This is a genomic window from Streptomyces sp. Y2F8-2, from assembly GCF_014905555.1.
In the GTDB taxonomy this organism is placed as follows: Bacteria; Actinomycetota; Actinomycetes; order Streptomycetales; family Streptomycetaceae; genus Streptomyces; species Streptomyces cynarae.
Map to the genome: position 1 here is coordinate 495,291 of NZ_BNGS01000003.1, position 26,455 is coordinate 521,745.

The window sequence follows — 26,455 nt, forward strand, 5'->3', positions numbered from 1 at the left end:
GAGTGCGACCGATATCACCCGGCCCGTCCGGCCTGTGCAGGTACGGCCGCCGCGCAAAAAAATCTTCTGTCGAACTCTACGTGCACGCAAAGAAACGCGGCGACGTGTGGCGATCCCCACTCCGCTCAGGTGTGACGTCCTCTGGACAGATGGGCAATCTCGTCGGATGATCAAATGAGTGCGGTCGGCACCGGATGAGCGGCTACGAAGCATCCGGGTCGCAGCCCCCACGGGGCAATCAACACAAAATCCCTCATCTAGGAGCGATCGTGGCGCGCGACATCGCGGCTCCCTCAACCGTCCCCACCCAGCACAAGGACCTGATCTCGTGGGTCAACGAGATCGCCGAACTGACGCAGCCGGACAGCGTGGTCTGGTGTGACGGATCCGAGGCCGAATACGAGCGCTTGTGCGATGAGCTCGTCCGCAAGGGCACCTTCAAGAAGCTCGACCCGATCAAGCGCCCGAACTCCTACTACGCGGCCTCCGACCCCACGGACGTCGCCCGGGTCGAGGACCGGACGTTCATCTGCTCCGAGAAGGAGGAGGACGCGGGTCCGACGAACCACTGGAAGGCCCCCGCGGAGATGCGGGAGATCTTCCAGGGCGAGAACGGCCTGTTCCGCGGCTCCATGCGCGGCCGGACGATGTACGTCGTGCCCTTCTGCATGGGCCCGCTCGGCTCGCCGCTCTCCGCGATAGGCGTGGAGATCACGGACTCCGCATACGTCGCGGTCTCCATGCGCACCATGACGCGCATGGGCCAGGCGGTCCTCGACGAGCTCGGCTCCGAGGGCTTCTTCGTCAAGGCCGTCCACTCGCTGGGCGCCCCGCTCGAGCCCGGCCAGGAGGACGTGCCCTGGCCCTGCAACTCGACCAAGTACATCTCGCACTTCCCGGAGGCCCGCGAGATCTGGTCGTACGGCTCCGGCTACGGCGGCAACGCACTCCTGGGCAAGAAGTGCTACGCGCTGCGTATCGCCTCGGTCATGGCGCGTGACGAGGGCTGGCTGGCCGAGCACATGCTGATCCTCAAGCTCACGCCCCCGCAGGGCGAGTCCAAGTACGTCGCCGCCGCCTTCCCGAGCGCCTGCGGCAAGACGAACCTCGCCATGCTGGAGCCGACGATCTCCGGCTGGACGGTCGAGACGATCGGCGACGACATCGCGTGGATGCGGTTCGGCGAGGACGGCCGCCTGTACGCGATCAACCCCGAGGCGGGCTTCTTCGGCGTCGCGCCCGGCACCGGTGAGCACACCAACGCCAACGCGATGAAGACGCTGTGGGGCAACGCGGTCTTCACCAACGTCGCCCTCACCGACGACAACGACATCTGGTGGGAGGGCATGACCGAGGAGTCGCCCGCCCACCTGACCGACTGGAAGGGCAACGACTGGACTCCGGAGTCGGAGACCCCGGCCGCCCACCCGAACGCCCGCTTCACGGTCCCGGCCTCGCAGTGCCCGATCATCGCGCCCGAGTGGGAGGACCCGAAGGGCGTGCCGATCTCGGCGATCCTGTTCGGCGGCCGCCGCGCCACCGCGGTCCCGCTGGTGACCGAGTCGTTCGACTGGAACCACGGCGTGTTCCTCGGCGCGAACGTGGCGAGCGAGAAGACGGCGGCGGCCGAGGGCAAGGTCGGCGAGCTGCGCCGCGACCCCTTCGCCATGCTCCCCTTCTGCGGCTACAACATGGGCGACTACATGGCCCACTGGATCGAGGTCGCCAAGGACAAGGACCAGTCCAAGCTGCCGAAGATCTACTACGTCAACTGGTTCCGCAAGAACGACGAGGGCAAGTTCGTCTGGCCGGGCTTCGGCGAGAACAGTCGCGTCCTGAAGTGGATCGTGGAGCGCCTGGAGGGCAAGGCCGAGGGCGTCGAGACCCCGATCGGCATCCTGCCGGCCAAGGGGGCCCTGGACACGAACGGCCTCGAACTGTCCGAGTCCGACCTGGAGTTCCTGCTCACGGTCGACAAGGAGGTCTGGCGCGAGGAGGCCGCCCTGGTCCCCGAGCACCTCAACACCTTCGGCGACCACACCCCGAAGGAGCTGTGGGACGAGTACCGCGCCCTGGTGCAGCGCCTGGGCTGACGCCCCCTTTGAACTCCGCGGCCGGTCGGACTTGCCCTGACCTGCGACGTCGTCAGGACCGGCCGCGGTGACAGCATCAAGCGAGGCCGGGGTCCGTACAACGGTGTACGGGCCCCGGCCTCTCTGCGTCATGACCCACTCGGCGTGCAGAATATGCCGCTGGCTCACTCCCGGCGGCTTTTTTCGGTGCGGAGGCCGCTCGGGTGATCTCCGTCTGTGACACGGACCGGATCGTAACCATTCGATTGCTGTGAGTTAAGAATGATTCCCGTCCGTAGCCAAGGCGACGTGACACGCATGCGAAAGCGCACGAAGTGCGCGCGTGCGGTCTGATCCCTCCAAGTTAGTGAGGAAGGTTCTCTGGTGAGCCGTAGAACGATCCGTAGTTCACGCGCGAAGACCGCCATGACGGTGGCGGCGGGCGCGCTTGCCGTGGCACTCAACGTCGTCCCGAGTGCGACGGCGGTCGCCGCCACGATCCACAGCTCAGGCGGTGACGGTGTCGCCCAGCCCGGTCCGGACCGCGGGCCGCAGGGGCCGCGCGGCGAGAGGGGCCCGGCCGGTCCCCAGGGCCCGGCCGGTCCCCAGGGCCCGCCCGGACTGACTGACACCTACACCGTGACGGACGCCACCCCGATCACCTCTACCGACCCCCTCGGGACGGCGTCCATCGCCACGTGCGCCGACAACAACGACGAAGTCACCGGCGGTGGATACCTCGTCACCGGCCCGCTGAACGCTGTCAACGTGATCGAGAGCCGTCCGGTCGACTCCGCTCCCGACGCGTGGCGGGTCAGCGCCGACGCCCTCCTGCCCGCCGGGACGACCGTCACGGCCTACGTCGTCTGCGCGAGGGTTCCGGGCGTGTAACTCCCGAACGATCGGCGGCGTGATCTCGGCCGGCCGTATCACCGGGGAAAGGCGACGGCGCCTCGAGGCTTCGGTCTCGTGGGTGCCGTCCGCCGTTTCCGACGACGCGCCGTGTTGAGCCCAAGTGACCGTGGGCCGACCGAAGTCGTGGCGCCCGGTCCGCGCGTCTCTGGGTGTCCACGCGGACCGGGGCCGTTGAAGGGGAGCCGTCGTGCGGCTCGGAGGGTCAGCCCGCGGTGATGGGCTCGCGCGGGTCGGCCAGTGCGGCGCTGTGCGCGTCCATGCGTTCCGCCGACAGGATCGCCGCCGCCGTGTCCGCGCGGGACGCGGCCACCACCAGGGCGCGGCCCGCCAGCGTGTGGGCGCGGCGGTGGAGGGCCGTGATGCGCGGCTCCGGCCCGCGGGCGGCGGTGGTCGCGCGCAGGGGTGTCACGCCACCGCGCAACCGCGTCACCTGCTCGGCGAGCCGTTCCGCGGCCGTGTCCAGGTCGGCGGAGGGGGTCAGGGCGCGCAGTTCGTCCGTCACCGTGAGCAGCGCCGCCAGATGGCCCGCGAGCTGGATGTCCAGTTCCTCCTCGCGTGAACGGTGCGGGAAGTCGGCCCCGGTGGCGTCGGCCATCGTGTGGACCGACTTGGTGCGGATCGGTTCGTACATGGGATGGCCTCCTGACGTCTGACAGGAAGCCATCTTAGCTTAGAACTTGTCTAAAGTTACCTGGATCTCGGAATGTGGTCGGCGCTCACGCCACGTGAGCCCGCGCGGGCGTCACGGCTGGCTGTAGCCGTCCAGGAAGTTCCCGATGCGGGTGATCGCCGACGTCAGGTCCGCCACCGTCGGCAGGGTCACCACTCGGAAGTGGTCCGGCTCGGTCCAGTTGAAGCCCGTTCCCTGGACGACCATGATCTTCTCGCGGCGCAGCAGGTCCAGGACCATCTGCCGGTCGTCCTTGATCTTGAAGACCTTCGGGTCGAGGCGGGGGAAGAGGTACAGCGCGCCCTTCGGCTTCACGCAGGTCACGCCCGGGATCTGGGTCAGCAGATCGTACGCCGCGTCCCGCTGCTCCTTCAGCCGTCCGCCCGGCAGTACCAGGTCGTTGATCGTCTGCCGGCCGCTGAGTGCCGCCACCACGCCGTGCTGGCCCGGCATGTTCGCGCACAGGCGCATGTTCGCCAGGATCGTCAGGCCCTCGATGTACGACTCCGCGTGTGCGCGGGGGCCCGAGATGGACATCCAGCCCACCCGGTAGCCGGCCACCCGGTACGCCTTCGACATGCCGTTGAAGGTGAGGGTCAGCAGGTCCGGGGCCACCGCGGCGGTGGGGATGTGCCGCGCGCCGTCGTAGAGGATCTTGTCGTAGATCTCGTCGGAGCAGACGAGCAGGTTGTGGCGGCGGGCGATGTCCGTCAGGCCCCGGATGACCGTCTCGTCGTACACCGCGCCCGTCGGGTTGTTCGGGTTGATGATGACGATCGCCTTGGTGCGGTCGGTGACCTTCCGCTCCACGTCCGCGAGGTCCGGCATCCAGTCCGACTGCTCGTCGCAGCGGTAGTGGACGGCCGTGCCGCCCGACAGGGACACCGCCGCCGTCCACAGGGGGTAGTCGGGTGCCGGTACGAGTACCTCGTCGCCGTCGTCCAGCAGGCCCTGCATGGCCATCACGATCAGCTCGGAGACGCCGTTGCCGATGAAGACGTGCTCGACGTCCGTCTCGATGCCGAGGGTCTGGTTGTGCATGACGACCGCCCGGCGCGCGGCCAGGAGGCCCTTGGCGTCGCCGTAGCCGTGTGCCGTCGAGACGTTGCGGAGGATGTCCTCGAGGATCTCGGGCGGGCAGTCGAAGCCGAAGGCGGCCGGATTGCCGGTGTTGAGCTTGAGGATGCGGTGACCCGCCGCCTCCAGCCGCATCGCCTCCTCGAGAACCGGACCCCGGATCTCGTAGCAGACGTTGGCGAGCTTCGTGGACTGGATCACCTGCATGTCCGCGAGCTTACGGCCGCGTAACGGCCCACGCGGCGTGTTTTCCACCACGTGAGACGGGAGGGATCGGCCGGTTGTCACCGCGACTGCACCACCGATCCCAGTCGCCTCTACAATGCGCCCACATGTCATGGCAGCATCACCCCGGTGACGGGGCGTACGGCCCGAATGACGGGGCATACGGGTCGAACGCCGAGAACGGTGCGGCCGCCGGGTACCCCGCCGGTGGGTCGCATCCGGACGGCGGCGAGGACCGGAATCAGCCGAACGTGTATCACCCGTATGCGGTAGCAGAGCCGGACTACGGGGGCTACGCCGATCCGGCGGCCGCCCATGGCTGGCAGAACGCCTACGACGAGACCCGCGAGCTGCCTGTGACGCATGGGGCCGACGGTGGCGCCATCGATACCGGAGTCGTCGGGGAGGCCCGCGCTTCGCGGCGCCGGGCCCGGACCTCGTCGCGCTCCCCTCTGCCTCGCCGTGCGGCCCTCGCCGTGGGCGCGCTCGGTGCCGTGGGCGTCGTCGTCGCACTCGCCGGCGGCTTCGGCTCCGGTTCCTCCGGCGCACCCGCGGACGCCGGGCAGTCGGCCCGGCCGAAGGCGGCACCGTCCGCGTCGCCCACGGAGGCGACCGGTATCGCATCCTCCTCTGCCGCCGGGCCGTCCCGCACCGCCGGATCCGTTGCCGCCGCCACCGAGGCGTCCGCCACTCCCGGCGCCTCGCGGGGCGCCGCCCCGGTGTCGGCCACTTCCGAGGCGCCCACGTCCGCCGCCCCCACCGCCGGGGGGTCCTCCGCCACCCCCACCGACCCCGCGAGCGCCACCACGCCGGGCAACTCCGGCGGCAAGCCCGGCCGCGGACGCGGGGCCACCAAGGGGCCGAAGTAGGACAGCCGCCCGTAGCCCGCGGCCGAAAACCGCTCCTTGTCCCCGCACGCCCCTCCATTCACAATGCGCATGACAAATCAGGGACGGCCGGAAGACCTCCGGCCGTCCACGTCATCGCACCTCATCGAGAGGGGACCCCCCACATGAGAAAGCCTCTCGCCGCCGCGCTCCTCGCTCTGGCCCTGGCCGGAGCCGGCGCGGCACCGGCGGTCGCGGCACCCGCGGCCGCCGGGACGGCGACGAAGGACAGGACGGCCACGATCCAGGCCGTCGACTTCGCCGGCACCGTCTCGCTCAGCAACTGCTCCGGCTCCGTCATCCGCTTCCCGAACTCCGCGGACAGCGACCCCGCGCTCGTCCTGAGCAACGGCCACTGCCTGGAGACCGGATTCCCCGGGCCCGGGGAGGTCATCGTCGACCAGGCCTCCAGCCGCTCCTTCGGCCTGCTCAACTCGTCCGGCACCAGGATCGCGACGCTACGCGCGAGCAAGGTCGCGTACTCGACGATGACCGACACGGACATCACGATCTACCAGCTCACCCGAACCTACGCGCAGATCAAGAGCTCGTACGGCATCAGCCCTCTCACTGTCGCCGACACCCACCCCGTCGCCGGCACCGCCATCAAGGTCGTCTCCGGCTACTGGAAGCGCATCTACAGCTGCAACATCGACGGGTTCGTGTACCGCCTGAAGGAGGGCGACTGGACCTGGAAGGACTCGGTCCGTTACACCTCCGCCTGCAACACCATCGGCGGCACCTCCGGATCGCCCGTCATCGACAATGCCACCGGCAAGGTCGTCGCCGTCAACAACACCGGCAACGAGGACGGTGAGCGCTGCACGGAGAACAACCCCTGCGAGGTCGACGCGGGCGGCAACGTCACCGTCCGCCAGGGCATCAACTACGCCGAGGAGACCTACCAGATCCCGGCCTGCTTCGGCGCCGGAAACAAGCTGAACCTGAACGCGAGCGGCTGCGTCCTGCCCAAGCCGTAGGAGGGCCGGTGCGGCGGGCGGTCGAAGGTCACACGCGAGTCCTGCGGCCGCCCGCCCTGCATGCCGGTACGTCCCGCCCGGTCGCCCTCGCTGCCCTGGCGGTCGGTCAGTTCTGTGCGAACAGCTCCTCCGCGCGGGTGACCGTGAGCGCCTGGTCGAACCATGTGCTGAGGGTGTCGAGGTCGGTGCAGGTGGCGATGCGCGCGCGGGCGGCTTCGGGGACGTCGATGCCGCGGAGGTCGAGGATGCGGAGGATGTCCTCGGCCTTGCCCTTCAGGCGGGTCTCTTCGATGAGGGTTCCGCTGCCGGGGAAGCGGCTGGTGCGGGTGGTCATCAGTTGCCTCCAGAGTTCGCGGGTCTGGGCGTCGCCCAGGCCGATCTCGGTGTATTCGGCCCAGTCCGCTGCGGTCTCGCCTCCGGTGTTGGCGAGCGCTGTCGCCAGCGCGTCCAGTATCGCAGGGAGGGCGGGATCCTTGGCGTGGGTGAGTGCGGAGAAGACGGAGACGGGGAGGTCTCGTGCCGCCTCGTCCGGGTCGGTGATCGCGGGGAGGTTGTCGGGGCCCAGCACCAGCGGGAAGACCGCGATGCTGGTGTGGGTCGGCGGGCCGACGCGGATGGGTTCTGCGGCCCAGGACGCAGTCGTTCGGGTGACTTTGCTGCTGGCTTATGCCGGTGGTGGGCTCCTGCGGACCGAACGCCCCGCCAGTACGTCCGTCCGCCGGCCGTCCTCGATCACGAAGCGGCCGTCGATCAGGACGTACGGGATGCCCGTCGGCAGCGTGCGCGGCCGCTCGAAGGTGGAGCCCGCCGCGACCGTGGCCGGGTCGAAGAGCACCAGGTCGGCGCGGTGGCCCTCGCGCACCAGGCCCCGGTCGGGCAGGCGGAGGCGGGCCGCCGGGCGGCCGGTCAGATGCGCCACGCACTCCTCCAGGGACAGCACCCCCAAGTCCCGTACATACCGGCCCAGATACTCGGGGAAGGTCCCGTACGCCCGCGGGTGCGGCTTGTCGCCCTGGAGGATGCCGTCCGAGCCGCCGGTGTGGACGCGGTGCCGCATGATCGCCCGCACGTTCTCCTCGTGGCCCACATGCTGGAGGATCGTCGAGCCGAGGCGGTCATCGGTGAGCAGGCGGCGGGCGACGGTCCACGGGCTCTCGCCGTGCAGGTCCGCCGACTCCTGGACGGTTCTGCCGACGTACGACGCGAGCGCAGGGTCGGTCACGCCCGAGATCTCGATGGTGTCCCACTCGACGGGCACGCCGTGGCAGCCGTCGGCGCCGACGACCTCCATGTGGTGGCGGATCCGCTCGGCCGTCGTGTCGTCGGTGAGCCGCTTGAGGATCTCCGCCGGGCCGCCCTCGCTCGCCCAGCTCGGCAGCAGCGCCGCCAGCGTCGTGGAGCCGGGGGTGTAGGGGTAGGTGTCCAGCGTGATGTCGGCGCCGGCCGCCAGCGCCTCGTCGAGCAGGGACAGCAACTCGGGGGCGCGGCCCTTGTTCACGCCGAAGTTCATCGTGGCGTGGGCGAGGTGGAGGGGGCAGCCGGCCTCCCGGGCCAGGCCCACCATCTCCTCGTACGCCTCCAGGGCGCCCGCCCCGTAACTGCGGTGGTGCGGGCAGTAGTAGCCACCGTAGGACGCCACCACCCGGCACAGTTCGGTGAGTTCGGCGTCCTTCGCGTACATGCCGGGCGTGTAGGTGAGTCCGGACGACATGCCGACCGCGCCCTGTTCCATGCCCTCCGCGACCAGCCGCCGCATCCGGTCCAGCTCCTCGGGCGTCGCCTCCCGGTCCTCCCAGCCGACGGCCAGCATCCGGACCGTGCCCTGCGGGATCAGATAGGCCGCGTTGACCGCGATGCCCTCGTCCAGGCGGTCCAGGTACTCGCCCACCGAACGCCAGGTGAAGTCGATGTCGTCGCCGTACCCGTTCCAGCCGGTGATGGCGCGGCGCACCTCTTCGAGCGTGCGGTCGTCGACCGGGGCGTACGACAACCCGTCCTGCCCGATGACCTCGAGCGTCACGCCCTGTGCGGCCTTGGCGCTGTGGTCGGGGTCGCGCAGCAGGGCGAGGTCGCTGTGCGCGTGCATGTCGATGAAGCCGGGGGAGAGGGCGAGACCCTCCGCGTCCAGCTCCCGCACCGCCCGGGGGCGTTGGCAGCCCGCCTGGGCGGCCTCCTTGACGATCGAGACGATCCTGCCGTCCTTGATCGCCACATCGGCACGGTAGGAGGGGTCGCCGGTGCCGTCGACGACGTCGGCGTCCCGTATGACGAGATCGGCGAGGTCGGTGAAATCCACGGGGTCCATACCGTCCACGGGGCCTCCTGGAAGAACGTGCGATGTGGTCGACCTGGGAGCACGTGCGTTCCGGCCGACCCGGGAGAACGTGCGATGTGGTCGACTTGGAAGAACGTGCGTTGTGGTCGGCCTAGAAGAACGTGCGGATGTAGTCGACGACCGTGCCGTCCGCCTCCGCCACCGGGATCAGCTGCCATTTGTCGAACGACGTGCACGGGTGCGACAGGCCGAGGCCGATCCAGTCGCCGACCTCCACGTCCGCCTCGGGCGTGGTGCGCAGCCAGGCGTGCTGGTCGGACAGGGCGGTCACCGAGACGCCGGTGGCCGGCCGCTCCTCGCCGTTCCGGCGCACCACCTGGGCGAAGGGCAGGTCCAGGTCGTAGGCCGCGTCCCGCTTGCCCGCGTTGACGAAGGCCTGCTCGGGGGAGGGCCGTGACACCACCTGCGCCCACAGCCGGAACGCCGGCTCCAGCGCGCCCTCCTCCGGGATCCGGGTGAACGGGGTGATCCTGCGGTAGTGGCCGTCGTCGTGCGAGACGTACGCGCCCGAGCGCAGCAACTTCAGGACGTTCGCGGAGAGTTCGGGGATCTCCGTGAAGACGTCCGCGACCGCGTCGAACCAGGCGCTGCCGCCCGCGCTCACCACGATCTCGTCGCATCCGGCGAAGCGCCCGGCCATGTCGAGGTCGACGGCCAGCGCGACCAGTCGGCGCAGCCATGCGCACACCCGGTCGGGGTCCGGCTGCGGCACCTCGCCCTCGTATCCGGCGACCCCCACCAGCCTCAGCGTCGTGGTGGCGGCCACCGCGTCCGCGACCGCTGCGCACTCCGCCTCCGTCCGCACACCGGTGCGGGCCCCTTCGCCGGCGGCCAGCTCGACGACCACGTCCACCGGGCGGGCGGTTCCGGTCAGCGCCGCGTCCATGAGTTCCACGCCGCGTACGGAGTCGACGTAACAGATGAACCGGAAGTCCGCGTCCGCCGCCAGTTGGTCGGCGACCCAGCGCAGGGCCGCCGGGTCGAGCAGTTCGTTGGCGAGGAACACCCGCTGGATCCCGAACGCCCGTGCCACGCGCACCTGGTGGGGGACCGCGAGCGTGATGCCCCACGCGCCGTGCTCGATCTGGCGGTGGAAGAGCTGCGGCGCCATCGACGTCTTGCCGTGCGGGGCGAAGGCGAGGCCGTGACGGGCCGCGTACGTCTCCATGAGGGTGAGGTTGTGCTCAAGGCGCTCGGCGGAGAGGGCCAGCACGGGTGTCGTGAATCCGCCGGTGAACAGATTGCGGCGCTGGGCGGCCAGCTCGCCGACGGTCAGGCCTTCGGCATCCGGCGGGAGGCCTTTGAAGCGGTGGTCGACGCGTTCATCGGCCAGGCGGACGAGCGCCTCGGTGCCCATGGACCCTCCTGATCTGGTGCGTTGCACTGCTTGCAACGACCATTGCGTATATCGCTTACGGCTGTCTAACATCTCGGCCGACGCGGGGTCAACGGACGCCGACCGGACCCGCACCCCACAGAGGAGCTACGACCATCGTGACCACCGGCGGATCCCGCAAGGCCCCCGACGTCGTGGACGTCGTCGCGCTCGGCGAGTCCATGGTCACGTTCCTGCCCACGGTGCCGGGGCGGCTCGCCGACGTTCCGTCCTTCGAACGAGCCATCGGCGGCGCCGAGTCCAACGTGGCCTGCGTGCTCGCGGCCGCCGGGCACTCCGCGCGCTGGGTGAGCCGGGTCGGCGCGGACGGCTTCGGCGACCACCTCGTGGAGACGATCGGGGCGTACGGCGTCGACGTGTCGTCCGTACGGCGGGACGCGGCGCGGCCCACCGGCGTCTACTTCCGCACGGCCGGGGACCGGGCCACCGACGCCCACGAGGTGGCGTACTACCGGGCCGGCTCGGCGGCCTCCGCGATGACGGTGGACACCGTCGACCTGGACGCCGTGCGCGCCGGCCGCGTGTTGCACCTGTCCGGGATCACGGCCGCGCTGTCCGGGCCCTGCCTGGACCTGCTGCGCGAGCTGACCGCGCCCCGCCCCGGCCGACCGCTGGTGTCCTTCGACGTCAACCACCGTCCCGGGCTGTGGCGCGACGCGGCGGGAGCACGGGTGCTGCTGGAACTGGCGCGGGGCGCGGACATCGTGTTCGTGGGGGACGACGAGGCACGTGAGGCGTGGGGGCTGCACGGCGCCCGGGCCGTCCGGGAGGCGCTGCCCGAACCGGAGATCGTCGTCGTCAAGCAGGGCCGGGGCGGGGCGACGGCGCTCGGCAAGGACACCGACGGCATGTGCGAGGACGCCACGGGCACTGCCACCTTCGTACGCGCCCTGAACGTCGACGTGGTGGCCGCCGTCGGCGCCGGGGACGCCTTCGCCGCCGGATTCCTCTCCGCCACCCTGCGCGGCCTGCCCGTCCGGGACCGGCTGCGCCACGGCCACCTGATGGCCGCCGCCGCGCTCACCGTCCCAGGAGACCTCGCCACGCCCCCCGCCCGCGACCACGCCGACCGCCTGGCCGCCCTCGACGACACCGCGTGGGGGACACTTCGACTCGGCCCCGGCTGGACCGAAGCCGCACCGCGGGCCGAGGAGGAGGTATCCACGCCATGAGCCAGACCGTCGACCGTGCGCTGAGCATCCTGCCGCTGCTCGCCGAGGGGCCCGCCGATCTCGGGCAGGTCGCCGACCGGCTCGGCGTGCACAAGTCCACCGCGCTCCGCCTGCTGCGCACCCTGGACGAGCACGGCCTGGTCTACCGCCAGTCCGACCAGCGCTACCGCCTCGGCGCCCGTCTCTTCGCCCTCGCCCAGGAGGCGATGGAGAACCTCGACATCCGCGAGATCGCCCACCCCCACCTCGTCCGCCTCAACGAGGAGTGCGGCCACACCGTGCACCTCGCCGTCTACGAGGAGAACGAGGTGCTCTACATCGACAAGGTGGACAGCCGCTACCCGGTCCGCATGTACTCCCGGATCGGCAAGCCCGTCGCCATCACCGTCGCGGCCGTGGCCAAGCTGCTCCTCGCCGACCTGCCCGACGCCGAGCGCCGCGCCCTCGCGGAGAAGCTCGACTACCCCCACTACACGGCCCGTTCCACCCCCAACGCCGCAGCGTTCCTGCGCGAGTTGGAGCAGGTGCGCGAACAGGGCTGGGCCACCGACCTCGGCGGCCACGAGGAGTCCATCAACTGCGTCGCCGCCCCCATCCGCGGCGCCGACGGACGGGTGGTCGCCGCCATGTCGGTCTCCGCACCGAACGTCGTCGTCACCGCCGAGGAACTCCTCACCCTGCTCCCGCAGGTGCGCCGTACCGCGGACGCGATCAGCGGCGAGTACTCCGGCAGAACACCAGTAAGGGACCCCGAATGACGGACAAGATCGCCCTCACCCCGAAGACCCACACCACCCCGCCCGCGAAGTTCTCGCACGGCGTGAGGAAGGGGAACATCCTCCAGGTCGCCGGCCAGGTCGGCTTCCTGCCCGCCGAGGAGGGCAAGCCGCCCACGCCCGCGGGCCCCACCCTGCGCGAGCAGACCCTCCAGACCCTCGCCAACGTCAAGGCGATCCTTGAGGAGGGCGGCGCCGATTGGGACGACGTGATGATGATCCGTGTCTATCTGACGGACGTGGACCACTTCGCGGAGATGAACGAGATCTACAACGCCTACTTCGAGGAGCAGGGCCTCACCCAGCCGCCCGCCGCCCGGACCACCGTCTACGTGGGCCTCCCCGCCGGCCTGCTGATCGAGATCGACGCGCTGGCAGTCCTCGGCTGACGCCCCGTCGGCTCCCGCCCACTCCCGCACTCCGTACGCCGTCACGGTCCGGTGCCCACCACCCCCTGGGGCGCCGTGCCGCGATCACTCCTGCCCCGAACCCCCATGGACTTACGAGAAGCAAGAGGACCCCCTGTCATGCCCATGCCCTTCTCCTCGCTCGCGGCGTCCCCCACGCCACCACCCCCGCCCCACACCGGCGGCCTGCTCGCCCTCGTCCACGGCACCGCCGGCCTGCTCACCGTCGCCGCGCTCGGCATCGTGCTGCTGCTCGTCCTGATCATCAAGGTGAGACTCCAGCCCTTCGTGGCGCTGCTCGCGGTCTCCATAGCCGTCGGCCTCGGCGCGGGCCTGTCGGTCACCGAACTCTTCGGCACGGTCCAGCGCTCCGATGCCGTCTCCCTCATCGAGTCCGGCATGGGCGGCACCCTCGGCCATGTCACCATCATCATCGGACTCGGCACGATGCTCGGTGCGGTCCTCGAGGTCTCCGGCGGCGCCGAGGTGCTGGCGTCCAGGCTGCTTGGCCTGTTCGGCGAGCGGCGCGCCCCGCTGGCCATGGGCCTGACCGGCTTGATCTTCGGCATCCCGGTCTTCTTCGACGTCGGCATCTTCGTCCTCGCGCCGATCGTGTACGCGGCGGCGAAGCGGGGCGGCAAGTCGATCCTGCTCTACTGCCTGCCGCTGCTCGCGGGCCTGTCCATGACCCACGCGTTCCTGCCGCCGCACCCGGGCCCGGTCGCCGCCGCCGGTCTGCTCAAGGTCGACCTCGGCATGGTCATCCTGATGGGCATCGTCTGCGGCATCCCGGCCGTGCTGGCCGCGTGGGCGTGGTCCGCGTGGATCGGCAGGCGGATCTTCGTCCCAGTACCGCAGGACATGGTCGAGGCGGCCGAGGAGGCGAAGGCGTCGCTCGAGCGGGAGCAGCGGGCGGCAGGCGTGACGCCGCCGGAGAAGCCGGTGCCGCTCTCGATCGTCTTCACGATCATCGGTACGCCCCTGGTCCTGATTCTCCTGGCCACCTTCTCCTCGATCGCCTTCGACCCTTCGACCCCCCGCTCGGTCGTCGAGTTCTTCGGCCACCCCTTCGTGGCGCTGACGATCGCGCTGCTGCTGGCGTACTACCTGCTGGGCATCCGTCGCGGCTGGTCCCGCAAGTCGCTGGAGACGGTGTCCACCGCCTCGCTCAAGCCGGTCGGCAACATCCTGCTGGTGGTCGGCGCGGGCGGGGTCTTCGGCGCGGTCCTCAAGGGCAGCGGGGTCGCGCAGGCGCTCTCCGACACCTTCCACGACGTGGGCCTGCCGGTGATCGTGCTGGCGTACCTGATCTCCCTGGTCCTGCGCGTGGCCCAGGGCTCGGCGACGGTCGCGATCGTCACGACGGCGGGCATCGTCGCGCCGCTGCTGACGGAGGGCCATCACTCGCAGGCGTTCACGGCCTTGGTCATCATGGCCATCTCGGCCGGCTCGATCTTCGCCTCGCACGTCAACGACGGCGGCTTCTGGATGGTCGCCAAGTACTTCGGGATCAGCGAACGGGACACGCTGCGCACGTGGACCGTGCTGGAGAGCGTGCTGTCGGTGGCCGGGTTCGCGGTGGCGGCGGTGGTGAGCCTCTTCGTCTAGCCGTCCGGTGACGACATGAGGGCCGGACGCGAGACACCCGGGACGTAAGGCATCGGGCTGGATTCGTATAACGATGCAGGGGCTGGCTGTGTCCGGCACAGGATCTTCGACCATACTGCCCGCTGTGGAGCAGCGCATTGGTTCGAGCAGCCAGCCCCTGGACGGCGCCGGGGTCGACCCGGCCTTCATCCCCGGGCTCACCTCACCCGTGTCCGTGGACCAGAAGGACTCCGTGGAACCGGACGACTCCGTAGGGCCGCAGGACGTGGTTCCGGACAAGGAGGCCGCCGCCGGGGAACCGGAGCAGGAGGCCGCCGCCGAGGAAGTCCCCGGCGAGGAGTCTCCCGGCGAGGAGTCCCCCGGCGGGGAGCAAGAGGCCCCGGACGGCCCGGTGTTCGAGGCCGCGGACCGCCGCGCCCGGATCGTCGCCGACCGCAGCGGTGTACGGCTCCGCCTGGACGACCAGGAGTGCGAGTTCCGCTGGGACGAGATCGGCGCCGTGGAGACGGAGACCGCGCGCTTCGGGAAGCGGTTCACGGTGACCGTGCACACCCCGGAACGCCGCTGGTACCCCATCGAGATCGAGGCCGACTCCCGCGCACGCTTCGAGGAGTGGGAGACCCGGCTCGACGAGGTGCTGGACGCGTACTTCGAGGACGGCGAGGAGGAATCAGCCGCCGTCGAGAAGGACGACGACTGAGCATGGGATACGGTCCCCCTGGATACGGGCCGCCTGGGCACAATCCCCCTGTATCCGGTCCTCCCGTATCCGGTCCTCCTGCAGTCGGTCCTCCTGGATACGGCCACCCTTCGCCACCGGCCGGACCACCGGGCTTCGGACCGCCGCCACCGGCCTACACCCCGTACCCGTCGTACGCTCCCTCGGCACCCCAGGTCCCACCTGGACCCGACTTCCTGGCCGCCGACCGTCACAACTCGGTCGTGGTGGACGCCTCGGGTGTCGCCTTCGAGATGCGCGGTCTGACGGCGGACTTCCCGTGGCCGGTGATCCGCAGCGTCCACTACCGCCCCGGCGCCGACGAGAGGGTGCTGATGGTGGCGGTCGTGCACGTCGACGGCCGCGTGTTCGAGTGCGTGGTGAACGCGAAACGCCGCGAGGAGTCGCAGCAGTGGTTCGCCGAACTGGCGGCGGTATTGGGGCACTACCGCCCGATGGGCTGACTCCCCATGGGCTGACTCCCGATGCGATGACCCACAGCGGTCGGCCCGCTTGCCCTGCTCATGGCAGTTCGATGGTGTCGACGAACGCCAGCGCGGCAGGGCTCGGATTGAAGTCGCTCCAGACGAGGTGCTCGACCCGCACCGGGCCGTCGGTGACCGGAACCGTGACCACGTCCCGCACATGGTGGGTGAACGCCGCCGGCAGGAGGGCGACCGCGAGGCCCTGTCGGACGATGCGCGTCATCAGGTCCGCGGCCGTGACCTCGAAGGCGACCTCACGGCCGAGGCCGGCGGCGGTGAAGGCCTGGTCGCTCTGAGCGCGTCCAGGGGTGCCGGCGGGAAAGTCGACGAAGGTCTCCTCGGCCAACCGCGCCAGGTCGACCTCGCCGGCGGGGGCGAGCGGGTGCGCGGTGCCGACGACGGCCACGAGCCGGTCGCGGGCCAGCTCCCGCGCCCGCACGCCGAGCGGGCGGTCGGTCTCGGGCAACCCCAGGAAGGCGACGTCGAGTCTGCCCTCGCGCACCGCGGCCGCGAGTTCGTCGCTCGAGCCGACGCGCAGCGCGATCCGTACCCGCGGATGCTCGTCGCGGAACCGGTGCAGCGCGGCCGGGACATCGACCGCGGCGACGGTCGGGATCACGCCGACGGCCAGACGGCCGCGTACCTCTCCCACCGCTGCCGCGGCGTCCACGCTCGCCCGCTCGGCCGCCTCCAGGCACTGCCGGGCGGCGGGCAGAAAGGCCTCCCCTGCCGCGGTGAGCTGCACCCGGCGGCTGGTGCGCGCGAACAGCTTGAGGCCCAGTTCGCGCTCCAGGTTCGCGATCCGGTGGCTGAGCGCCGACTGGACGACGAAGCACCGCTCGGCGGCCCGCGTGAAGCTGCCGGTCTCGGCCACCGCGAGGACGTACCGCATCTGCTGCAGATCCACACATCGATCTTCCGCGCAGATGGATGCCATGACAAGCATGTGTTGGATTCATCGACGGGCCAGGGTCGACAGTGAGGAAGTGACTACGACAAGCATGAACAGGGCCGCGACGGCCGCCCCTGCCCTCCCAGCCGGCCGGGCCGCCTCGACGCTCGCCACGGCGATCGCGCCCGCGGTGTGGGGCACGACGTACAGCGTCACGGCGGAGTTGCTGCCCGAGGGGCATCCGCTGTTCGCCGGGCTCATGCGGGCACTGCCCGCCGGGCTGCTCGTCCTGGCCCTGACCCGCACCCTGCCCCGCGGCGCGTGGTGGGTGAGGGCGGGCGTGCTCGGTGCGCTCAACATCGGCGTGTTCTTCCCGCTGCTGTTCCTCGCCGCCGAGCGGCTCCCCGGTGGTGTCGCGGCCACCCTCGGCGCGGCCCAGCCGATCGTCGTCGCCCTCCTCGCCGTGCCCGTTCTCCGGGAACGGCCTTCCGTGTGGCGTCTGGCCTGGGGCGTCATCGGCGTGGTCGGCGTCGGGCTCGTCGTCATCGGGCCCAAGGCCGCCCTCGACCCGCTCGGCATCGCGGCCGGGCTCGCCGGCGCCGGGGCCATGGCGCTCGGTGTCACCCTCACCAAACGCTGGGGGCGCCCGGCGGGCGTGGGGGCCATGACGTTCGCGGGCTGGCAGCTCACCGCGGGCGGGATCGTGCTGCTTCCCGCCGCGTTGCTCACCGAGGGCGTCCCGGACCGGATCGGCGCTCCGGCGGTGGCCGGCTACCTGTGGCTCGGGCTCGTCGGCGGTCTGCTCGCCTACACCCTGTGGTTCCGCGGCATAGGCACCCTGCCGGTCACCGCGACCGCCCTGCTCGGGCTGCTCTCCCCGCTCGTCGCCGCCGCCCTCGGCGTACTCCTGCTCCGCGAGTCCTTCACCGGCCTCCAGCTGACCGGATTCGTCCTCGCGCTGGCCGCGCTGCTCGCCGGACAGCTCGCTCCGTCCAGGGCGCGAGGCGCCCGGGTGACCGTCGCTGCGACACGGGAGGAGAGCCGTCGGAACCCCGGGCTTGCATAATCATGCGAGAGTGTGCATACACTTAGCCTCGTGTCCAAGGTGCTGACTTCCCTGCCTGTCGGTGAACGAGTCGGGATCGCCTTCTCCGGCGGTCTCGACACCTCTGTCGCGGTCGCGTGGATGCGCGAGAAGGGCGCCGTGCCCTGCGCCTACACCGCCGACCTCGGCCAGTACGACGAGCCCGACATCGCCTCCGTGCCCGGGCGTGCCACGGCCTACGGTGCCGAGGTCGCCCGGAGCGTGGACTGCCGGGCCGCGCTCGTGGAGGAGGGGCTCGCGGCCCTGGCGTGCGGCGCCTTCCACATCCGCTCCGGTGGGCGCGTCTACTTCAACACCACCCCGCTCGGCCGGGCCGTCACGGGCACCCTGCTGGTGCGCGCGATGCTCGAGGACGACGTGCAGATCTGGGGCGACGGCTCCACCTTCAAGGGCAACGACATCGAGCGGTTCTACCGCTACGGTCTGCTCGCCAACCCCTCCCTGCGCATCTACAAGCCCTGGCTGGACGCCGACTTCGTCAGCGAGCTCGGCGGCCGGCAGGAGATGTCCGAGTGGCTGCTGGAGCGCGACCTGCCCTACCGGCACAGCGCCGAGAAGGCGTACTCGACCGACGCCAACATCTGGGGCGCGACGCACGAGGCGAAGTCCCTGGAGCACCTCGACACCGGCATCGAGATCGTGCAGCCGATCATGGGCGTGCGGTTCTGGGACCCGGAGGTCGAGGTGGCCCCCGAGGACGTCACCATCGGCTTCGAGCGGGGCCGGCCGGTCACCATCAACGGCAAGGAGTTCGCCTCCCCGGTGGACCTGGTCCTGGAGGCCAACGCGATCGGCGGTCGGCACGGCCTGGGCATGTGCGACCAGATCGAGAACCGGATCATCGAGGCCAAGAGCCGGGGCATCTACGAGGCACCGGGCATGGCGCTGCTGTACGCGGCGTACGAGCGCCTGGTCAACGCGATCCACAACGAGGACACGCTCGCCAGCTACCACACCGAGGGCCGCCGCCTCGGCCGGCTGCTGTACGAGGGTCGCTGGCTGGACCCGCAGGCGCTGATGCTGCGCGAGTCGCTGCAGCGCTGGGTCGGTACGGCGGTCACCGGTGAGGTGACGCTGCGGCTGCGGCGCGGCGAGGACTACTCCATCCTCGACACGACCGGACCGGCGTTCAGCTACCACCCGGACAAGCTCTCCATGGAGCGGACCGAGGACTCCGCCTTCGGCCCGGTCGACCGTATCGGCCAGCTGACGATGCGCAACCTCGACATCGCCGACTCCCGCGCCAAGCTGGAGCAGTACGCCCGGCTCGGCATGGTCGGCGGCAGCCCGGACCCGGCGCTGATCGGCGCCGCCCAGGCGGCCTCGACCGGCCTGATCGGCGCGATGCCCGAGGGCGGCGCGGAGACGATCGCCTCCCGCGGCGAGGGCACCGCCGACGAGGCCGAACTGCTCGACCACGCGGCGATCGAGTCGGGCACCGACTGAGACCCGCACGTTCCTGGCACACCGACGGCCCGCCGTCCCCATCCGGGCGGCGGGCCGTGCGCTGTGCGTCAGGCCGTACTCGATCCCGTGGTCGCTACGGCAGCGCGTGCACGTGCGGGCCCACCGAGTTCGACCACGCGTTCCCGGACGCCGCGTCCCAGTTCGTCGACCACGTCATCGCGCCCCGGAGGTCCGGGTACGTCTTGGACGGCTTGAACGTCCCGCAGTTCGTTCCCTTCGCCAGGCAGTCCAGGGCGTTGTTCACCACGGAAGGCGACACGTAGCCGCTGCCCGCCGCGCTCGTCGAGGCGGGGACGCCGAGGCCCACCTGGGACGGGGACAGACCGCCCTGGAGCTGGATGCAGGCCAGGGCCGTCAGGAAGTCCACCGAACCCTGCGAGTACACCTTGCCGTCGCAGCCCAGCATGGAACCGCTGTTGTAGTACTGGGTGTTGACGACCGTCAGGATGTCCTTCACGTTCAGCGCCGTCTGGAAGTACGCGTTCGAGGTCGACTGCATGTCGATCGTCTGCGGGGCCATCGTGATCACAAGCGATGATCCCGCCTTCGACGACAGCTGCCTGAGCGCCTGCGACATGTAGGTCGCGTTCAGGCCGTTCTCCAGGTCGATGTCCACCCCGTCGAAGCCGTACGTCTGCATCAGCGCGTACACCGAGTTCGCGAAGTTCGTCGCCGACGTCGCGTCGTTGACCGACACCGTGCCGTTCTGGCCGCCGACCGAGACGACCACCTTCTTGCCCGCGGCCTTCTTCCCGGCGACGTCCGCCTTGAACTGGTCCACCGTGTAGCCGCCCAGGCCGGCCGAGTCGAGGGTGAAGCCCACCGCGCCCGGCGTGCTCGTCGCGTCCGCGAACGCCACCGCGATGATGTCGTACTGCGACGGCACGTCCGAGATCCGCTGCACCGTGGCGCCGTTGTTGAAGTTCTGCCAGTAGCCCGTCACCGCGTGCTTCGGGAGCCCCATGCCGCCCCCGCCGCCGGACGACGCCGTCGTGGCCGTCACCGCCGCCGACTTGGCCGACTCGCCCGCCGCGTTCGTCGCCGTCACCTGGAAGGAGTACGACGTCGAGGGGGACAGGCCCGTCACCATCGCGGACGTACCGGTCGCCGACGCCACCTTCGTGCCGCCGCGGTACACGTTGTAGCCCGTCGCGCCCGTCACCGCGTGCCAGGACAGGGACACGGAAGAGGACGTCGTGCCGGAGACCGTCAGGCCCGTGGGGGATGACGGGACGGTGGGGGAGGGTTCGCCGCCCCCACCGCCGTCCGGGCCGTACACCGACACGTCGTCCGCGTAGTACGCCGCCTGCCCGTACCAGCCGTGCAGGTACACCGTCACCGACGTCGTCGAGGCGCCCGTCGTGAACGTCGTGGACAGCTGCTTCCAGCTCGTCGAATCGGGCGTCCACGTCGACACGTCCGTCGTGCCCGTCCCCGTGGCGCCCAGGTAGGTGTAACCGCCCTGCACCCATGCGCTCAGCGTGTACGTCGAGTTCGGCTTCACCGGGACCGTCTGGGCACACTGCGCGTAGTCCTGACCCGCGGGCGTCGCCTTCAGCGCGGCCGTGCCGCCGTGCACCGGGGAGGACGCCGTCGTGCCGCTGCCCGCCGAACAGGTCCAGTTGGCGAGGCCCGACTCGAAGCCGGCGTTCCTCGCATTGTTCACGTCCGCCGCGGCCGCGTGGCCGGCGCCCAGCAGGGAGAGGGCGAGCGCGGCTACGGCGGCCCCGGCGAGGGTCCGTCTGCGGCGGGGCAGGGCTGGTACGCGGTCCACTTCGGCCTCCGATGTGGGGAAGGAAAGGGAGGAAGGCGCAGGAGGGCATTGCGGAACGGTGGCCACCGCCTGATGTTCCAAGAATTTGGTCCAGACCAATCCCGCTGTCAAGGGTTCGTGCAGCTTCAACGACCCTGCGGACGTCCGGAGTTGGGGCATATGCCCCTACTCTGTGTGGATCACGTCCCCACCTTCGGTGAGATGATCTTCCCGATTCTGTGTTGAGCGGGGCATGCCGTGGATATGGTGCTGTTGCAGGACGACGCAACAGAACGTCACAGGGGCCATCTGAGGCGGTGGTTGACCACCCCGCCGCAGTGAACGGGGTGGTGAGCAGCCGTGCCGACCGCGATAGCCGTCACCAGTCCCGACCTGGTGCTCCCACCGCTCGACCGGCAGACACCGCCCGCCGCCGTCCAGCCCCAGCCCACGCTGGAAGCGTCCCTGACCGGCATGCACGCGCTGATCGAGCAGCACGGCTACGTCATCGCCCTGCACCCCGCCTCCGGCGACGACCCGGCGGTGCAGCGGCTGCGCACCGTCCGCTCCGTCCTGGAGAGCGACCGCGTCGCGCTGCTCGGCATCGACCTGCCCCCGCTCGGACTCGCACTGCTCGCCCAGCAGTTGCGCCAGCTGTCGGTCTGCGACTTCAGCCCCGGGGTCCTGGCGTCCTCCGCACGCCTGCTGGCCCACTACATCTACGCCGGCGCCCTCCTCGGCTCGGTCGCCAAGCTGGACCGCGTCCCCGTCCCGCTCGCCTCCCACGCCAAGTCGTGGGTGCCGGGCGCACAGTTCGCCGTACTCGCGGGCCCCCGCCCCCGGCTCGTCCGCGTCGGTCAGGAGGAGTTACCCGGCCCCGAGTTCGGCACCCGGATGCTCGTCGCCTCCGGGCAGCCGCCCTCCGACTGGGTCACCGCCTCCCTCGCCCCCGCCTGGCGGGTCCAGGGCGTCGGGACCGTGCCGCTGCCCCAGGACTCAGCCCGCTGGTGGGGCACGAACCGGCTCGTCGAGTTCGCGGCCGGGCTGCACGACGTGTCCGTGCTCTACCAGCTCGTGTCGTCCGTACGGCGCGAGACCTGCCACTGGTGCGGACTGGAACTCATCGGCGACCGCTGCGGGTTCTGCGCCGCACCCCTCCCGCCACCCCCCGAACAGCCACCGGCGGCCACCACCGTCCGCGCTGCCCTGCCGCGCGGCGGCACGTAGCCCCGTACGCGTCGGTCCGCAGTACGTCTCGCACAACGTTCGACCGCTCGACCGTCCGACCCGCTGTTTCCCGCCCCGATCGAGGTTGTCCGCGTCATGAACTCACGCCAGCGCCGCGGCGTCATCCTGCTGGTCCTCTCGGCCCTCGCCGCCGTCGGCGCCTTCGCCGGGGTACTGTCGGTGATCCGCGACGTGAACTCCAAGGTCGGCCCCGAGGTCACGGCGTACCGCCTCAAGAACGGCATCGACCCCTACAAGGCACTCACGCCCGACCAGTTCCAGAAGATCTCCATGCCGAAGCGGTGGCTGCCCGCCACGGCCGTCACCGATCTGGCCCGGATCCGCGGGAAGATCGCCGTGACCCGGCTGGAGAAGGGCTCCCTGCTCCAGAGCGACATGATCGTGGACCGGCCCGAACTCCAGCCGGGACAGCAGGAGATCGCCATCATGATCGACGCCTCCACCGGCGTCGCGGGCAAGATCGACCCCGGTTCGCGGGTCAACATCTACGCCACCTTCAAGGCCGAGAACGACAAGGGCAAGGACGAGTCCAAGGTCATCGTGACCAACGCCCGCGTCCTCGACGTCGGCAAGCTCACCGCCCTCGACCCGGGCCAGTCCAGCGACGACCGGCGCCGCACCGCCACCGAGGCGGTTCCCATCACCTTCGCGCTCGACACGGCGGACGCCCAACGGGTCGCGTACGCCGAGTCGTTCGCCACACACGTCCGGCTCGCCCTGGTCGCGGGCGGCTCCCAGACCACCGTCGCGCCGGGCGACCGTACGTACACCCTCGACCAGGACAAGTAGGAGGCCGCGCATGAGGTCCGTACCGGCCCCCGGCGGGCCTGTCCCCACGCTGTCCGACGGTGCGGGGTGTCGCCGATGACCGTCCGCGTCCTCCCCGCCGTCGGCGACCTCGACGCCGCCCGCTCGCTCACCACCCTGCTCGGCCAGCTCCCCGACGCCGAGCCCGCCCCGCCCGTCCACGACTCCACGGCCCTGCTGGACACCCTGGCGCGCCTGGCCGGGGACTCTCTCGACGAGCTGCCCGAGGTCGTCCTCGTGCACGAGCGGATCGGGCCGGTGCCCGCGCTCGACCTGATCCGCGACCTGGTGATGCGGTTCCCGGCGGTCGGAGTCGTCCTCGTCACCGCCGACACCAGCACCGGCGTGCTCACCGCCGCGATGGACTCCGGCGCCCGCGGCATCGTCACCCTGCCCCTCGGCTACGACGCCCTCGCCGAACGCGTCCAGGCCGCGGCCGCCTGGTCCGCCGGCATGCGGCGCCACCTGAGCAGCGGCGCCCCCGAGCCGTACGCCGGACCCGGAGGGACCGTGGTCGCGGTCACCGGCGCGAAGGGCGGCGTCGGCACCACGGTCGCGGCCGTGCACCTCGCGCTCGCCGCCCGGGCGTCGGGCCGTACGGTCGCGCTGGTCGACCTCGATCTCCAGTCCGGGGACATCGCCTCCTACCTGGACGTGCAGTTCCGGCGCTCGGTCGCCGACCTCGCCGGGATCGCGGACATCAACCCGCGCGTCCTCCAGGACGCCCTCTACACCCACGACAGCGGCATCGGACTGCTCCTCGCGCCCGCCGAGGGCGAACGCGGGGAGGAGGTCACCGACCGGGTGACCCGCCAGATCCTCGGCGCGCTGCGCTCCCGCCACGACGTGGTGATCGTCGACTGTGGCTCGCAGATGACAGCCGCCACCGCCGCGGCCGTCGAGACCGCCGACCACGCGGTGCTGCTGGTCACCCCGGACGTGGTCGCGGTCCGCGCGGCCAAGCGGATGGTCCGTCTGTGGGACCGGCTCCAGATCCGCAAGGCCGAGGAGACGCTGACGGTCGTCAACCGTCACTCGCGCGGTACGGAGATCCAGCCCGCCCTCGTCGAACGCGTCACCGGCACCAAGGTGGCCCGCGCCGCGGTCCCGGCCGCCTTCAAGGAACTCCAGTCGGTCGTGGACGCCGGACGCCTCCAGGACCTCGACGCCCGCTCCACCGTGAAGCAGGCGCTGTGGGCGCTGGCGGGGGAGCTGGAGCTGGTGAAGGCGCAGGAGGGCGGCGGGCGGCGGCGCAGGGCGCCGTCGGACCGGGGCGCGCTGAGCCTGTGGCGCAAGGGTGGTGACCGGGGGTCGGTGACCCTGGAGTTCGCCGGGATGTTCCCACTGGTGCTGGTCGTGCTGGCGCTGCTGTGGGAGTGCGTGCTGTACGGCTACACGTACTCGCTGGCGGGCAACGCGGCGGACGAGGCGGCTCGGGCGGGCACGGCGGCGTTCGCGGCCACCAAGGGGACCGACTACACGGGGGCCTGCGAGACGGCGGGCGCCGAGCACCTGCCGGACGCCTGGAGCGGTGCGGTGATCAGCTGCAACGCGGAGGGGCCGGTGATGAAGGCGACCGTCGAGGCCGACGTGCCGCTGTTCTTCCCGGGTATCAACCCGGGCTGGCACGTCGAAGGCAGCGCGGGGGCGGCGCTGGAGGGAGACGCCCGGTGAAAGGCATCTTCCGCCGCCACCGCCCGCGGACCGAGCGCACCCGCCGCTGGGACGACCGCGGCGTCTCGATGCTGGAGTTCGCCGGTTTCCTGCCCATCCTGCTCGTCATCGGCATGGCCGCCATCCAGCTCGGCCTCATCGGCTACGGCATCAACCAGGCCGGGTCGGGCGCGCGGGCCGCCGCCCGGGCCGCCTCACAGAACAGGGACGGGGCAGCCGCGGGCCTGGCGTCCGTCAGCGGCTGGCTCAGCCCCGAGGTCGACGCTCCCAAGGGCGCCGACACCACCACCACCGCCACCGTCACCGTCCGCGTCCCGGCGGTCATCCCCCTCTTCAGCGGCTGGACCGTCACCCGCCGCGCCACCATGCCCAACGACCCGGAACCCATCATCCCGGGAAGGAGCTGACGACCGGCATGAGCCTCCGCTCCCGTATCGCCGCCCCCGACGACGGGGGAGCCGCCCGTGAGGACGGACACCTCGTCGCGGTCTACCGCGCCAAGCTCCTGGAGGAGATCGACCTTGCCGAGATGTCGGGCCTCGCCACCGCCGAGCGCCGCGTGCGGCTCGAACGCGTCCTCGGCCACATCATCAGCCGCGAGGGCCCGGTCCTGTCCTCCGCCGAGCGCTCCCAGCTGATCCGCCGGGTCGTCGACGAGGCCCTCGGCCTCGGCGTCCTCGAACCGCTCCTCGCCGACGCCTCCATCACCGAGATCATGGTCAACGGCCCCGACTCGATCTTCGTGGAGCGGGCGGGCCGCGTCGAACAGCTCCCGCTCCGCTTCGCCTCCGCCGAGCAGCTGATGCAGACGATCGAACGCATCGTCTCCACCGTCAACCGCCGCGTCGACGAGTCGAACCCGATGGTCGACGCCCGTCTGCCCACCGGCGAACGCGTCAACGTCATCATCCCGCCGCTCGCCCTGACCGGCCCCACCCTGACCATCCGCCGCTTCCCGCGCGCCTACACGCTCCCCGAACTCATCGGCCTGGGCTCGCTGGACGAGCAGATGCTGATGCTGCTCGCCGCGTTCGTCCGCGCCCGCTTCAACCTGATCGTCAGCGGTGGCACCGGCTCCGGGAAGACGACCCTGCTCAACGCGCTGTCCGGGCTCATCCCCTCCCAGGAACGCATCATCACCATCGAGGACTCCGCCGAACTCCAGCTCCAGCAGGAGCACGTGATCCGTCTGGAGACCCGCCCCCCGAACGTCGAGGGCAAGGGCCAGATCACCATCCGCGACCTGGTCCGCAACAGCCTGCGGATGCGGCCCGACCGGATCATCGTCGGTGAGGTCCGCGGCGGGGAGACGCTCGACATGCTCCAGGCGATGTCGACGGGCCACGACGGCTCCCTCGCCACCGTCCACGCCAACTCGGCGGAGGACGCGCTGATGCGGTTGCAGACCCTCGGCTCGATGTCCGAGGTCCTGATCCCCTTCGAGGCGCTGAAGGACCAGATCAACTCGGCCGTCGACGTGGTCGTGCAGCTCGCCCGGTACCCCGACGGCTCCCGCAAGGTCGTGGAGATCGCACTCGTCGTGTCCCACGGCCGCGAACAGTTCCGCGTCGCCACCGTGTCCCGTTTCGTGCCCCAGCCCCTCGGCCCCGACCGGATCGTCCGCGGCCGTTTCGAACACCTCCCGCTGCCGCGGCCGGTCGCGGAGAAGCTGTACGGCGCGGGTGAACCGCTTCCGCCGGCCTTCGGGGTCGCGGACGCCCTCGACGTACTGAACACCAGGCAGGCCATCGGATGAGCCCCGCCCCCTCAGGAGCCGGTCTTGAAC

The 26,455-nt window shown here is 70.9% G+C and carries 24 protein-coding genes; 17 read left to right on the forward strand and 7 right to left on the reverse strand.

The annotated features are described in order from the left end of the window. The first annotated feature begins 269 nt into the window (after positions 1 to 269). Together SY2F82_RS12270 and SY2F82_RS12275 are read left to right on the forward strand one after the other, a co-directional pair. Positions 270 to 2,093, forward strand: a complete 1,824-nt coding sequence (locus SY2F82_RS12270) for a phosphoenolpyruvate carboxykinase (GTP) (RefSeq protein ID WP_200419034.1) — start codon at positions 270 to 272, stop codon at positions 2,091 to 2,093. Positions 2,094 to 2,456: 363 nt separating this feature from the next. Further along, complete coding sequence (locus SY2F82_RS12275) at positions 2,457 to 2,963, forward strand: hypothetical protein (protein WP_200419035.1); 507 nt, start codon at positions 2,457 to 2,459, stop codon at positions 2,961 to 2,963. A gap of 226 nt (positions 2,964 to 3,189) precedes the next feature. Here the strand turns inward: SY2F82_RS12275 and SY2F82_RS12280 are convergent, their stop codons facing one another. After that, a complete protein-coding gene (locus SY2F82_RS12280; RefSeq protein ID WP_200419036.1) occupies positions 3,190 to 3,618 on the reverse strand; it encodes a hypothetical protein in 429 nt (142 codons plus the stop codon). A 111-nt stretch (positions 3,619 to 3,729) separates the two neighbouring features. After that, the gene (locus tag SY2F82_RS12285; protein ID WP_200419037.1) at positions 3,730 to 4,941 is read right to left on the reverse strand and encodes a pyridoxal phosphate-dependent aminotransferase; all 1,212 of its coding nucleotides are present in this window, start codon (positions 4,939 to 4,941) and stop codon (positions 3,730 to 3,732) included. 125 nt (positions 4,942 to 5,066) lie between these two features. Between SY2F82_RS12285 and SY2F82_RS12290 the strand changes: the two genes are divergently transcribed. Together SY2F82_RS12290 and SY2F82_RS12295 are read left to right on the forward strand one after the other, a co-directional pair. Further along, positions 5,067 to 5,828 carry a hypothetical protein gene (locus SY2F82_RS12290; RefSeq protein ID WP_200419038.1) on the forward strand — a complete coding sequence of 254 codons (762 nt, stop codon included), beginning with the start codon at positions 5,067 to 5,069 and terminating at the stop codon, positions 5,826 to 5,828. A gap of 143 nt (positions 5,829 to 5,971) precedes the next feature. After that, positions 5,972 to 6,826, forward strand: a complete 855-nt coding sequence (locus SY2F82_RS12295) for a serine protease (protein ID WP_200419039.1) — start codon at positions 5,972 to 5,974, stop codon at positions 6,824 to 6,826. A gap of 106 nt (positions 6,827 to 6,932) precedes the next feature. Here SY2F82_RS12295 and SY2F82_RS12300 read toward each other — a convergent pair whose 3' ends face one another. From SY2F82_RS12300 to SY2F82_RS12310, 3 genes are all read right to left on the reverse strand, one after another. Then, positions 6,933 to 7,394: a hypothetical protein gene (locus SY2F82_RS12300; RefSeq protein WP_200419040.1), complete on the reverse strand. Its 462-nt coding sequence runs from the start codon at positions 7,392 to 7,394 to the stop codon at positions 6,933 to 6,935. A 96-nt stretch (positions 7,395 to 7,490) separates the two neighbouring features. After that, on the reverse strand, positions 7,491 to 9,131 hold the full coding sequence (locus SY2F82_RS12305; protein ID WP_200419429.1) for an amidohydrolase family protein: 1,641 nt from the start codon (positions 9,129 to 9,131) through the stop codon (positions 7,491 to 7,493). 121 nt (positions 9,132 to 9,252) lie between these two features. Next, positions 9,253 to 10,518: an amino acid deaminase gene (locus tag SY2F82_RS12310; RefSeq protein WP_200419041.1), complete on the reverse strand. Its 1,266-nt coding sequence runs from the start codon at positions 10,516 to 10,518 to the stop codon at positions 9,253 to 9,255. Positions 10,519 to 10,655: 137 nt separating this feature from the next. Between SY2F82_RS12310 and SY2F82_RS12315 the strand changes: the two genes are divergently transcribed. The 6 genes from SY2F82_RS12315 (at position 10,656) to SY2F82_RS12340 (ending at position 15,702) form a co-directional block, all read left to right on the forward strand. After that, on the forward strand, positions 10,656 to 11,729 hold the full coding sequence (locus tag SY2F82_RS12315) for a sugar kinase (protein WP_268980382.1): 1,074 nt from the start codon (positions 10,656 to 10,658) through the stop codon (positions 11,727 to 11,729). Further along, complete coding sequence (locus tag SY2F82_RS12320) at positions 11,726 to 12,487, forward strand: IclR family transcriptional regulator (protein ID WP_200419042.1); 762 nt, start codon at positions 11,726 to 11,728, stop codon at positions 12,485 to 12,487. Before SY2F82_RS12315 ends, SY2F82_RS12320 begins: the two co-directional genes overlap by 4 nt. Beyond that, entirely contained in the window at positions 12,484 to 12,894 is a 411-nt protein-coding gene (locus SY2F82_RS12325; RefSeq protein WP_200419043.1) for a RidA family protein, read from the forward strand. Before SY2F82_RS12320 ends, SY2F82_RS12325 begins: the two co-directional genes overlap by 4 nt. Positions 12,895 to 13,038: 144 nt before the next feature. After that, on the forward strand, positions 13,039 to 14,520 hold the full coding sequence (locus tag SY2F82_RS12330) for a GntP family permease (protein WP_374707160.1): 1,482 nt from the start codon (positions 13,039 to 13,041) through the stop codon (positions 14,518 to 14,520). A 124-nt stretch (positions 14,521 to 14,644) separates the two neighbouring features. Then, positions 14,645 to 15,220, forward strand: a complete 576-nt coding sequence (locus SY2F82_RS12335) for a hypothetical protein (protein ID WP_236041379.1) — start codon at positions 14,645 to 14,647, stop codon at positions 15,218 to 15,220. Between the two features lie 242 nt (positions 15,221 to 15,462). After that, positions 15,463 to 15,702, forward strand: coding sequence for a hypothetical protein (locus SY2F82_RS12340; protein ID WP_236041434.1), 240 nt, complete (start codon positions 15,463 to 15,465; stop codon positions 15,700 to 15,702). A gap of 58 nt (positions 15,703 to 15,760) precedes the next feature. Here SY2F82_RS12340 and SY2F82_RS12345 read toward each other — a convergent pair whose 3' ends face one another. Next, positions 15,761 to 16,630: a LysR family transcriptional regulator gene (locus SY2F82_RS12345; protein WP_200419046.1), complete on the reverse strand. Its 870-nt coding sequence runs from the start codon at positions 16,628 to 16,630 to the stop codon at positions 15,761 to 15,763. Between the two features lie 94 nt (positions 16,631 to 16,724). Between SY2F82_RS12345 and SY2F82_RS12350 the strand changes: the two genes are divergently transcribed. Both SY2F82_RS12350 and argG read left to right on the forward strand, forming a co-directional pair. Next, the gene (locus tag SY2F82_RS12350) at positions 16,725 to 17,681 is read left to right on the forward strand and encodes an EamA family transporter (RefSeq protein ID WP_200419432.1); all 957 of its coding nucleotides are present in this window, start codon (positions 16,725 to 16,727) and stop codon (positions 17,679 to 17,681) included. A 30-nt stretch (positions 17,682 to 17,711) separates the two neighbouring features. Further along, a complete protein-coding gene (gene argG / locus SY2F82_RS12355) occupies positions 17,712 to 19,166 on the forward strand; it encodes an argininosuccinate synthase (RefSeq protein ID WP_200419047.1) in 1,455 nt (484 codons plus the stop codon). A 94-nt stretch (positions 19,167 to 19,260) separates the two neighbouring features. Here argG and SY2F82_RS12360 read toward each other — a convergent pair whose 3' ends face one another. Then, positions 19,261 to 20,961 carry a chitinase gene (locus SY2F82_RS12360; protein WP_200419048.1) on the reverse strand — a complete coding sequence of 567 codons (1,701 nt, stop codon included), beginning with the start codon at positions 20,959 to 20,961 and terminating at the stop codon, positions 19,261 to 19,263. A gap of 339 nt (positions 20,962 to 21,300) precedes the next feature. Between SY2F82_RS12360 and SY2F82_RS12365 the strand changes: the two genes are divergently transcribed. The 5 genes from SY2F82_RS12365 (at position 21,301) to SY2F82_RS12385 (ending at position 26,425) form a co-directional block, all read left to right on the forward strand. Then, entirely contained in the window at positions 21,301 to 22,167 is an 867-nt protein-coding gene (locus SY2F82_RS12365; protein ID WP_200419049.1) for a hypothetical protein, read from the forward strand. A gap of 96 nt (positions 22,168 to 22,263) precedes the next feature. Then, on the forward strand, positions 22,264 to 22,977 hold the full coding sequence (cpaB, locus tag SY2F82_RS12370) for a Flp pilus assembly protein CpaB (RefSeq protein WP_200419050.1): 714 nt from the start codon (positions 22,264 to 22,266) through the stop codon (positions 22,975 to 22,977). Between the two features lie 75 nt (positions 22,978 to 23,052). Continuing rightward, positions 23,053 to 24,669 carry an AAA family ATPase gene (locus SY2F82_RS12375; RefSeq protein ID WP_200419051.1) on the forward strand — a complete coding sequence of 539 codons (1,617 nt, stop codon included), beginning with the start codon at positions 23,053 to 23,055 and terminating at the stop codon, positions 24,667 to 24,669. A gap of 68 nt (positions 24,670 to 24,737) precedes the next feature. Beyond that, positions 24,738 to 25,076, forward strand: coding sequence for a TadE/TadG family type IV pilus assembly protein (locus tag SY2F82_RS12380; protein WP_200419433.1), 339 nt, complete (start codon positions 24,738 to 24,740; stop codon positions 25,074 to 25,076). An 8-nt stretch (positions 25,077 to 25,084) separates the two neighbouring features. After that, complete coding sequence (locus tag SY2F82_RS12385; RefSeq protein ID WP_200419052.1) at positions 25,085 to 26,425, forward strand: CpaF family protein; 1,341 nt, start codon at positions 25,085 to 25,087, stop codon at positions 26,423 to 26,425. The last annotated feature ends 30 nt before the right edge of the window (positions 26,426 to 26,455 follow it).